Annotated in this window: 9 protein-coding genes; 7 read left to right on the forward strand and 2 right to left on the reverse strand. The window is 70.7% G+C overall.

Annotated elements, in window-relative coordinates; translation table 11 throughout:
• Positions 1-33 precede the first annotated feature (33 nt).
• From L0H79_RS17090 to rimM, 7 genes are all read left to right on the forward strand, one after another.
• Positions 34-2,403: a [protein-PII] uridylyltransferase gene (locus tag L0H79_RS17090; protein ID WP_301485859.1), complete on the forward strand. Its 2,370-nt coding sequence runs from the start codon at positions 34-36 to the stop codon at positions 2,401-2,403.
• Between the two features lie 10 nt (positions 2,404-2,413).
• The gene (gene ffh, locus L0H79_RS17095) at positions 2,414-4,027 is read left to right on the forward strand and encodes a signal recognition particle protein (protein WP_301485853.1); all 1,614 of its coding nucleotides are present in this window, start codon (positions 2,414-2,416) and stop codon (positions 4,025-4,027) included.
• A gap of 398 nt (positions 4,028-4,425) precedes the next feature.
• Positions 4,426-5,517 (forward strand): amidohydrolase family protein, encoded by a 1,092-nt coding sequence (locus L0H79_RS17100; RefSeq protein ID WP_301485854.1) that lies wholly within the window; start codon positions 4,426-4,428, stop codon positions 5,515-5,517.
• A gap of 52 nt (positions 5,518-5,569) precedes the next feature.
• On the forward strand, positions 5,570-6,436 hold the full coding sequence (locus tag L0H79_RS17105; RefSeq protein ID WP_301485855.1) for a GNAT family N-acetyltransferase: 867 nt from the start codon (positions 5,570-5,572) through the stop codon (positions 6,434-6,436).
• A 180-nt stretch (positions 6,437-6,616) separates the two neighbouring features.
• Positions 6,617-7,045, forward strand: coding sequence for a 30S ribosomal protein S16 (gene rpsP / locus L0H79_RS17110; protein WP_301485860.1), 429 nt, complete (start codon positions 6,617-6,619; stop codon positions 7,043-7,045).
• Positions 7,046-7,047: 2 nt separating this feature from the next.
• On the forward strand, positions 7,048-7,290 hold the full coding sequence (locus L0H79_RS17115; protein ID WP_301485856.1) for an RNA-binding protein: 243 nt from the start codon (positions 7,048-7,050) through the stop codon (positions 7,288-7,290).
• A 92-nt stretch (positions 7,291-7,382) separates the two neighbouring features.
• Positions 7,383-7,928, forward strand: coding sequence for a ribosome maturation factor RimM (gene rimM / locus L0H79_RS17120; protein ID WP_301485857.1), 546 nt, complete (start codon positions 7,383-7,385; stop codon positions 7,926-7,928).
• 105 nt (positions 7,929-8,033) lie between these two features.
• On the opposite strand, the gene L0H79_RS17125 is transcribed toward rimM, so the two are convergent.
• Together L0H79_RS17125 and L0H79_RS17130 are read right to left on the reverse strand one after the other, a co-directional pair.
• A complete protein-coding gene (locus L0H79_RS17125; RefSeq protein WP_301485858.1) occupies positions 8,034-8,702 on the reverse strand; it encodes an O-methyltransferase in 669 nt (222 codons plus the stop codon).
• A 96-nt stretch (positions 8,703-8,798) separates the two neighbouring features.
• Positions 8,799-10,165: MFS transporter (locus tag L0H79_RS17130; RefSeq protein ID WP_367652486.1), on the reverse strand; the 1,367-nt coding region annotated here is incomplete at its 5' end.

Below are 10,165 nucleotides of genomic sequence, written 5' to 3' on the forward strand. Positions count from 1 at the left end.
TCGGAGCAGGACTTCCTGTCCCAGCGCCTCCGTCTGGCGGGGTCACGTGGCTTCGTGACACCCGGTGCAGGGGCCAGCAGGCGCCGGGCGATCGCCGAGCACTCCCGTGCCTGGCTCGAGCAGGTGTGGGACGAGGCGTGCGCGGGCCGCCGTCTCGACGGCGTCGCACTGGCCGCCGTCGGCTCCTTGGCCCGAGGGGACTCCGGGCCGCGCAGCGACCTGGACCTCGTCCTGCTCCACCATCCGCGCGGGCTCCCCGCCTCCGGCGTGTCGGCCTTCGCGGACCGGCTCTGGTACCCGATCTGGGACTCGGGAGCTCGGCTCGACCACAGCGTGCGGACAGTCGCCGAATGCCGTGCCGTCGCGGTCGCGGACCTCACGGCCGCGGTCAGCCTGCTGGACATCACCTGCGTGGCCGGCGACCCGGACGTCGTGGCGGCTGCACGCTCGACCGTCGCCCACGACTGGCGGGCCAGTGCCCGGAAGCGCCTGCCCGAGGTGCAGGAGGCGGTGACCGCTCGGTACGCCCGCCATGGCGACCTGGCCCACCTCGTGGAGCCCGACCTCAAGGAGGCCCGCGGCGGACTGCGTGACATGGCTCTGCTGCGGGCGCTGGCTGCGGCCTGGCTCACCGACCGGCCCCACGGGGACGTCGACACCGCCTACGGCCGCCTGCTCGACGTGCGCGACGCGATCCACGTCGTCACCGGCCGGGACCGCGACCGGCTCGGCCGAGAGGACCAGGACGCGTGCGCCGCCCTGCTGGGGCACCCCGACGCCGATGCGCTCCTGACCGAGGTGTCCTCCGCGGCGCGCGTCATCGCGTATGCCGCTCAGACGACCCTGCGCCGGTCCCTGCAGTCCCAGCAGGCCCGGGTGCTGCGCGTCAGGCCTCGACGGCCGCAGCTGACTCCCCTCGGCTACGGCCTCTACCGGCACGACGGCGAGGTCGTCCTCGGGCCGTCCACCGCAGTGGCGTCCGACCCGTTGCTGCCGCTACGCGCCGCCGTCGTCGCTGCCCGCAACGGACTGCCCCTGGCCCCAGCGACGCTTCGCAACCTCGCCGAACACGCGCCGCCGCTGCCCGAGCCGTGGCCCCAGCTGGCCCGAGAGCTCTTCGCGGACCTGCTCGCGGCCGGTCCCGGCCTGGTGCCTGTGTGGGAGGGGCTCGACCTCGTCGGGGTCATCGAGCGGTGGCTGCCCGAGTGGGCGGGCGTCCGGTGCCGACCGCAGCGCAGTCCCGTGCACCGGCACACGGTGGACCGGCACCTCGTCGAGACAGCCGTCATCGCGAGCGGCATGCTGCCCGATCTCGACCGGCCGGACCTGCTCGTGCTCGCCGCACTGCTGCACGACATCGGCAAGCTCGCGGGCTCGTCCGATCACTCGACGACCGGGGCCGACATCGCGGCAGACGTGGTGGCTCGGATGGGCCTGCCCGATGTCGACGCCACCCTGGTCGTGCGTCTCGTCCGAGAGCACCTGACTCTCGTCGAGCTCGCGACCCGGCGCGACCCCACGGACCCCGCGACGGTCGCAGTTCTCGACGAGGCGGTGGGAGGGTCGGCGCAGACGCTCGAGCTGCTGCGGATCCTCACCGAGGCAGACGCCAGGGCTGCCGGCCCGCTCGCCTGGACCGACTGGCGTGCCGGCCTCGTGGACCGGCTCTGCGCCCGGGCCGGCCAGGTGCTGGAACCATCGTTCGGGGTCGCGGTCGCGGGGCCCGTCGAGCTTGCCCTTGCCTCGCTCGAGGAGCACCTGACCGGTCAGCATCTGGAGCAGCTCGCGATGGGCCACCCGGTGGTCTCGGTCGAGACTCTCGGTGGGGCCCATCGGGTCCAGGTGGTCGACCGCGACCGGGTGGGCCTGTTCGCCGACACCGCCGGCCTGTTGGGGTCGATGGGGTTCGGGGTGCGTTCGGCGAGGGTGCGCACGCACGAGGGCCTCGCGGTGAACGAATGGTGGGTGGACTCCCCAGGGGGGGAGGCGCCGGTTGCCGAGCGGATCGGACGGGACCTGGTCCGGGTCGCGGCCGGCGACCGTGGGCCGCTCGCCAAGCTCGACCGGCGCCGGGCAGGCAGCGCTCCTCACCACCCCCCGTCGGGGCCGCCGAGCCGCGCCCGCGTGCGCGAGCTGCCGGGTGCCTCGGACCACGCGACGGTCCTCGAGGTCCGGGCCGCGGACCGGCCTGACCTGCTGCGGCATATCGGGCTGGCCCTCGCCAGGGCGTCGGTGACGATCCGGTCGGCCCACATATCCACCCGCGCCGGGCAGGCACTCGACACCTTCTACGTGACGGAGTTCGCCGGTGGCCTACTGGCACCCGCCCGGTCCGCCCACGCGATCGCGACGATCATCGAGGCCTGTGGCGGGGTGGCGGGGGCGCACCCGAGCAACGGTTAGAGTTGCGTGCGTGTTTGGATCCCTGTCTGATCGGCTGACCGCGACCTTCAAGAACCTCCGCGGCAAGGGCCGCCTCTCCGAGAGCGACGTCAACAAGGCGATCCGTGACATCCGGATGGCGCTGCTCGACGCGGATGTTGCGCTGCCGGTCGTCAGGCGGTTCACCAGCCGGGTCCGCGAGCGCGCCCTCGGCGCCGAGGTCAACCAGGCGCTCAACCCCGCGCAGCAGGTCGTCAAGATCGTCAACGAGGAGCTCATCGAGATCCTCGGCGGGCAGACCCGCCAGCTCCGGCTCGCGAAGCAGCCGCCGACCGTCATCATGCTCGCCGGCCTGCAGGGGTCCGGCAAGACGACGTTCGCCGGCAAGCTCGGGCACTGGCTCAAGGACAAGGGCCACACCCCGCTCCTGGTCGCCGCCGACCTGCAGCGTCCGAACGCCGTCACCCAGCTCGAGGTGACCGGCGAACGTGCCGGGGTGCCGGTCTTCGCCCCCGAACGCGGCAACATGGGTGGCCACGACGCGGTCCTCGCGTCGGGCGAGGGCACGCACTCGTTCGGCGACCCCGTCGCCGTCGCCCGCGCCGGCGTCGAGGAGGCGCGCAGTCGACAGCACGACGTCGTCATCGTCGATACCGCCGGTCGGCTCGCCGTCGACACCGAGCTCATGCAGCAGGCTGCCGACATCCGGGCGGCGGTCCAGCCCGACGAGGTGCTCTTCGTCATCGACGCGATGATCGGCCAGGCCGCGGTCGAGACCGCCCAGGCCTTCCACGACGGCGTCGCGTTCACCGGTGTCGTCCTGTCGAAGCTCGACGGTGACGCCCGTGGTGGCGCCGCGCTGTCCGTGACCGAGATCACCGGCGAACCGATCATGTACGCCTCCATCGGTGAGAAGTTCACCGACATCGAGGTGTTCCACCCCGACCGGATGGCGGGACGGATCCTCGACATGGGCGATGTCCTCACGCTCATCGAGCAGGCCGAGAAGGCGTTCGACCGGCACGAGGCCGACGAGATGGCCCGGAAGTTCCTCGCCGAGGAGGACTTCACCTTCGAGGACTTCCTCCAGCAGATGAACGCCATCCGGAAGATGGGCTCGCTCAAGTCGATGCTCAAGATGATGCCCGGCATGCAGGGCATGCGCGAGCAGCTCGACTCGTTCGACGACCGGGAGTTCGACCGGGTCGAGGCGATGGTCCGGTCGATGACGCCCTTCGAGCGGACCCATCCCAAGCAGATCAACGGTTCTCGTCGGGCTCGGATCGCTCGCGGATCCGGGGTCACCGTGACCGACGTCAACCAGCTGCTCGAACGGTTCGGGCAGGCCCAGAAGATGATGAAGTCGTTGGCTCGCGGTGGCGACGGGGGCCTGCCCGGGATGCCCGGCGTTCCAGGGACGGGCAAGCGCGGCAGGGCCCAGCAGGTCAAGCGCAAGAAGGGCAAGAGCGGCAACCCGGCCAAGCGCGCCGCGGAGGAGCGGGCGCTGGCCGAGAAGGCGGCGCAGAGCCGCCAGAAGTCGGCCGCATCGGCGTTCGGGATGCCCGGTGCCGGCGACGGCGAGACGCCGGACCTCGACCCGGGGCAGCTGCCGAAGGGCTTCGAAAAGTACCTCGGGGGCCGCTGAGTCTGCTCAGCGCAGCTGGTGGTGTGCTCGCCGCTGTGCCCCGCCGAGATGACGGGTCGGGGCGCGGATCGGTGGTGTTGCTCGCTGCGGGCGGGGTCGGGTCGCAGGTCATGTCGCACGCGCCCGAGTCAGGTCGCAGGTCATGTCGCACGCGCCCGAGTCAGGTCGCAGGTCATGTCGCGCGGGCGGTGCAACCTGAGCACGGCAAGTTCCCAAGCCTGCGACATGACTTGCGACCTGACGTGCGGGTGGGTCGGCCGGATCGCGTTGCGACGCCATGACTGGCGACGTGATGTGTGGTTGGGTCGGCGGTGCCTGTCCGGGACGCGACAAGACCGGATACTGGCATCGCAGGCACGACTCCACGGCCACGTTGGCATCTCGATAAGGTCGGGCGTATGGATGCGCCGGTGCTTCATGTGCGAGGCCAGGTCCTCGTCGGCCCTCACGAGACCCGCGACGAGGTCTGGATCATCGATGGCAAGGTGTCGTTCACCGCCGCCCCGAGCGGGCACACGGACGTGCAGACCCTCGAGGGCTGGGCCCTGCCCGGGCTCGTCGACGCCCACTGCCACGTCGGTCTCGGCCACCACGGCGAGGTGCCTCGCGAGGAGGCCGAGCAGCAGGCCCTCGCCGACCGCGCTCACGGTGCCCTGCTCATCCGGGACGCCGGTCAGCCGGGCGACACACGGTGGATCGACGAGCGCGAGGATCTGCCGAAGATCATCCGGGCCGGCCGCCACATCGCGCGGACCAAGCGTTACATGCGCAACTTCGCCCACGAGGTCGAGCAGGACGAGCTCGAGAAGTACGTCCGGCTCGAGGCACACCGTGGTGACGGCTGGGTCAAGCTCGTCGGCGACTGGATCGACCGCGAGGTCGGTGACCTGACCCCGAGCTGGTCTCGGGAGGTGTTCGCCGCCGCGATCCGGGCCGCCCACGAGGAGGGTGTCCGGGTCACCGCCCACTGCTTCGGAGAACAGTCCTTGCGCGACCTCGCTGCGGCCGGCATCGACTGCATCGAGCACGCGACCGGGCTGCAGGAGGACTCGATCGACGCGTTCGCGGCCCGAGGCATCGCCATCGTGCCGACCCTGGTCAACATCGCCCAGTTCCCGCAGATCGCGGCCCCCGCCAAGGAGAGGTTTCCGGCCTACCACCGACACATGCTCGACCTGCACGAGCGGCGCTACGCGACGATCGGCGCCGCCCACGAGGCAGGCGTGCCGATCTACGTCGGCACCGATGCCGGCGGGAGCCTGCCCCATGGGCTCGTCGCTCGAGAGATCGTCGAGCTGACCAAGGCCGGCCTGACGGTCCTCGAGGCCCTCGGCGCCGCCACCTGGGGAGCCCGGCAGTGGCTCGGCCGTCCCGGGATCGAGGAGGGCGCAGACGGCGACATCGTCGTCTATGGCGCCGACCCTCGCGAGGACGCCACCGTGCTCGCCGACCCCAAGGGCATCGTCCTGCGAGGTCGAGTTGTCCACTGACCCGGCCGGTCCGCCCCAGGCGGGGCAGTTCTCCCGGACGGGGGAGCGTGTCGTGGTGCGCTCGCCCACCCATGCGGATGCGGCGGCATACGCACAAGCCGTGACGCGCTCGACGCGGCGCCTGTCCGACTTCGCTGTCCCGGACCCCGACAACCTCGTGGGCCTCATCGGGGCCCAGTCCCCGACCTTCCGGACCTTCCTGATCCATGCCCGGGACCGCGAGGGTGAGCACGGCATCGTCGGGAGGGTCAACGTGTCCAACGTCGCCCGCGGGTCCTTCCGCAGCGCGACGATGGGCTACGACGCCTACGACCCCTACGCCGGGCGTGGCCTGTTCGCCGAGGGGCTCGAGATCGTCATCGACACCGTCTTCTCCGATGAGCCCGCGGGCATGGGCCTGCACCGGATCGAGGCGAACATCCAGCCGACGAACACCCGGTCGGCCGGACTGGTGCGAAGCCTCGGCTTCGTGCACGAGGGCTTCTCACGCGACTATCTCAGTCTGCCGAGCAAGGACGACCCGGCGCGGACCTGGCGTGACCACGACCGCTACGCGATGCTGGCCTCCGACTGGCCGGCCGTGCCCTATCGCCCCCACCGGCCGCACCGAATGGCCCTGGTGATCAACGGAGTTCCCGGGGTCGACGGCAGAGGCGTCGCCAACCTCGTCGCGGCCGAGCTGTCACTGCCGGTCTTCTCGATCCGTACTGTCCCCGACCCCGCAGTCCTGTGGGAGCTGCTTCGCCAGTCATCGATCGGCGGCGTCGTGGAGTGCCACGTGTCCCCAGTGGAGCTGCGCATCGGCCTGGCCCGGTCCGGGTTGGAAGCAGCACAGGTGCCGGTCATCGAGCCGGTGGCCGACCCGAGCAAGCGCGAGGTCGTCGACATCGCGCTTCGGGTGCGAGCGGCATACCCTTGAGCACCTTCCATGGGGGTGTGGTCGGGTCCGGCTCGCGGATCTGGCAGAATGGTCGGCTGTACCCGCCCGTGCCCGGCCCCTCTCGCCTGATGCGGGTGCCTACACCGAGTCCCGGCTCCCCGTGTGTTCCCCACCCGGTCTCGCCGTGCTCACAACCAAGAAAGAGGAGACACCACAGACCTGGCAGTCAAGAATCGCCAGAAGCGCATGGGCAAGATCCCTGCACCCTTCTACCGCGTCGTCGTGATGGACTCGCGCACCAAGCGCGACGGCCGAGCGATCGAGGAGATCGGCAAGTACCATCCGACGCAGGAGCCGTCGCTCATCGAGATCGACATGGAGCGCGCCGACTACTGGATCGGCAACGGTGCCCAGCCGACCGAGGCCGTGGCAGCCCTGATCACGCTGGTGCGTGAGGGCAACGTCAAGACCAAGGAGCAGGGGCCCACCAAGAAGGAGCGCTACGAGGCGGCGGTCGCCGCAGCCGGCAAGGCGTCCGGCAGCGCCTCGACGCCGAGGAAGGCCGAGAAGCGCACCGAGACCGTCGAGCCGCCGGCCGCGACCGAGGCTGAGGCCGCGCCGCCCGAGTCACCGGGCACGGAGTCCTGACCGTGCTCGAGGAGGCACTCGAGCATCTCGTCAAGGGCATCGTCGACCACGACGAGGACGTCGTCGTGCGGCGCAAGGAGCTGCGCCGAGGCGAGCTGCTCGAGGTGCATGTCCACCCGGACGACCTCGGCCGCGTCATCGGCCGCTCGGGCCGCACGGCCAGTGCCCTGCGCACCGTCATGTCCGCGCTCGCGCAGGGCGAGAACGTCCGCATCGACATCGTCGACACGGATCGCACGCGCTGAGCCCGTATGCCGCTGCGCCGGCGTGGCCTCACCGGTCCCCGGTGCGCGCCGTCGGTTGTCGATGCGTCCCCGAGGACTGAGAGGACCCATCCATGGGTGACGACAGAGTGGTTGCGCGGATCGGCAAGCCGCATGGGCTGCGCGGGGAGGTGACGGTCCAGCTGCACACGGACGAGCCTGGGCGCCGCCTCGCCGTCGGCACCATCCTCGAGACGAGGGCACGTCCCGGGTCCGGCGTGCCGCGACGCCTGACGGTGCGCTCCACCCGGGCGCACCAAGGCACCTGGCTCGTCGGGTTCGAGGAGGTCGCCGACCGGACCGGGGCCGAGGGGCTGCGCGGCGCCCGGCTCGTGCTGGAGGCTGGCGACGAGGCCGACGGTCAGGCCGGCGGCAACGACGAGCAGGCCTGGTACGAGGAGGAGCTCGTCGGTCTCGAGGTCCGTGACCCGGCCGGGGCAGTCCTCGGGACGGTGACCGGCCTGCAGGTCGGGGCCGCCCAGGACCGGCTCGTCATCGAGCTGACCGACGGGGTCACGGCGTATGTCCCCTTCGTCGAGGCGATCGTGCCGGAGGTCGCGGCGGGCCACGTGGTGGTGGCGGCGCCCCCGGGTCTGTTCGACCTCTACCGGAACGGGTGACCGGCCGAAAGGTGTCGCACGCGGTGACCGACTGAAGGGTGAGGAAGGCGGTGCCGGGCCTCGACCTGCTCGGGGCCCGGCGCCGCCGACCGAGCCGCGACCTGCTCAGGTGAGGGTCGCGACGAGGAAGCCGTCCCAGCCCTTCGAGCCGACGGTCTGCAACGCCGTCACATCGACCGTTCCGTCGGCCACAGCGCGGCCGGCGGCATCGACCAGCTCCCGGGTGCCGACGATGTCCGGGTCGGTGCTCGCCTCGTCGAGGACTCGGCCGTCACGCACGACGTTGTCGACGATGACCACCCCGCGCGGTCGGGTGAACCGGAGCGCCCAGGCCCAGTACTGCGGGTTGTGCCGTTTGTCGGCGTCGATGAAGACCAGGTCGAACGGTTCGACGTTGGCCTCGGCCAGGCGGTCGAGCGTGTCCAGGGCCGGCCCGAGGCGCACCTCGACGCGGTCTGCGAGCCCGGCGTTCTCGAGGTTGGCCCGAGCGATACGGGCGTGGTCCGCGGATGCCTCGAGGGTGATGAGGCGACCGTCCTCGGGAAGCGCCCGGCCGAGCATGATCGTCGAGAAGCCGAAGAGTGTGCCGATCTCGAGGATGCGGCGGGCGCCGATCGCGCGGGCCAGAAGCGCCAGGAACCCACCCTGCAGGTCCGAGACCTGGATCTGGGGGAGGGCCGCACCTGCCACGACCGCGTCGGCCAGGCCCTCGTCTCTCGGGCGCAGACGCTCGGCGAACCAGGCATCGACGTTGGTCCAGGTCTCGGTATCCATGTGAACCATCCTCGTACGCCCATCCGCTGGCGACCAGCGGATGGACGTACGAGGATGATCGAGGCTTATCCGACGCCGTTCCGTGATGCGGCGATGTCAGGTGGCCGCGTGGATGTCGACGTCCCTGCCCTCACGAGTCATGAGCACCGCGGCGCCGCTCGCCACCAGCACGACGACCCAGAACACGGCGATCGGCCACACCGCGCCGACGTTGATGAACAGTAGCGTCGCGATGAGCGGGGAGAAGCCCGCACCCAGCGTCGATGCCGTCTGGTAGGAGACCGATGCGCCCGAGAACCGGATCGAGGTGGGGAACTGCTCGGCGACGAGCGCGCCGACCGGTCCGAACACCATGCCCTGGACGAGCCCGTTGCCCAGCAGGATGGCCACAGCGAAGCCACCGACCGTGCCCGTGCCGAGCAGGGCGATGATCGGGAACGCCAGCACCACCCCGAGCGCACAGCCGGCGACGACCACCGCGCGGCGGCCGACTCGGTCGCTCAGCTTGCCGGCGAGGATACCGACCACGACGGTCGCGACCGCGGCGGCTGCCTTCCAGTTCAGGACCCCGGTCTTGTCGGCACCGTGGTTGACCGCTTCCGCGACACCCCACACGGTCATGAGGCCCTGGGTGGTCGTGAATGCCAGCACGGCCATCAACGAAACGAGTACCGCCCTACGGTGGTTTCGCACGACCTCCAGGATCGGCGCCCGCTTCTTCGCGCCAAGGTCCTCCAGCTGCTGGAACATCGGGGTCTCGGCAACTCGGACCCGGACGAACATTCCAACCGCGAGCATGGCGAGGCTGAACAGGAACGGGACGCGCCATCCCCAGGCGAGGAACTGGTCCTCCGGGAGCCGAGTGAACAAGCCGAGGATGAGGGTTGCCAGCACCGCACCGGCCGGGCCGCCGGCGTTGGCCAGACTCGCCGCCAGACCGCGGCTGCGTTGGGGAGCGTGTTCGAGGGCGACAAGCAGCGCGCCGCCCCACTCCCCGCCGACCGATACTCCCTGGATCACCCGCAGCAGCACCAGTGCGATCGGGGCCAGGATGCCGATGGCCGCTGTTGTTGGGAGCAGGCCGATCAGCGTCGAGGCCAAGCCCATCATCATCATCGTCAGGACCAGGATCTTCTTGCGGCCGTGAAGGTCGCCGAAGTGTCCGAAGATGATGCCGCCGAGCGGGCGGGCCAGGTAGCCCACGGCAAAGGTCGCGAACGAGGCGAACAGGGCGAACCCATGGCCCAGGTCGCTGAAGAAGACCGTCTCGAAGACGATGCTCGCAGCGGTGGCGTACAGGATGAAGTCGTAGTACTCGATCATGCTGCCCATGAAGCTCGACAGGATCACGCGTCGCATGTCCTTGGTCGTCATGGACAACTGAGTACCGTCAGCAGCGGTCGTGTGCTGCTGGGGCGGGCTCATCGTGGGAGCAGCGTCGTGGTTGGTCATCTTCGACCTCT

This window comes from Intrasporangium sp. (assembly GCF_030452765.1).
Classification (GTDB): Bacteria; Actinomycetota; Actinomycetes; order Actinomycetales; family Dermatophilaceae; genus Intrasporangium_A.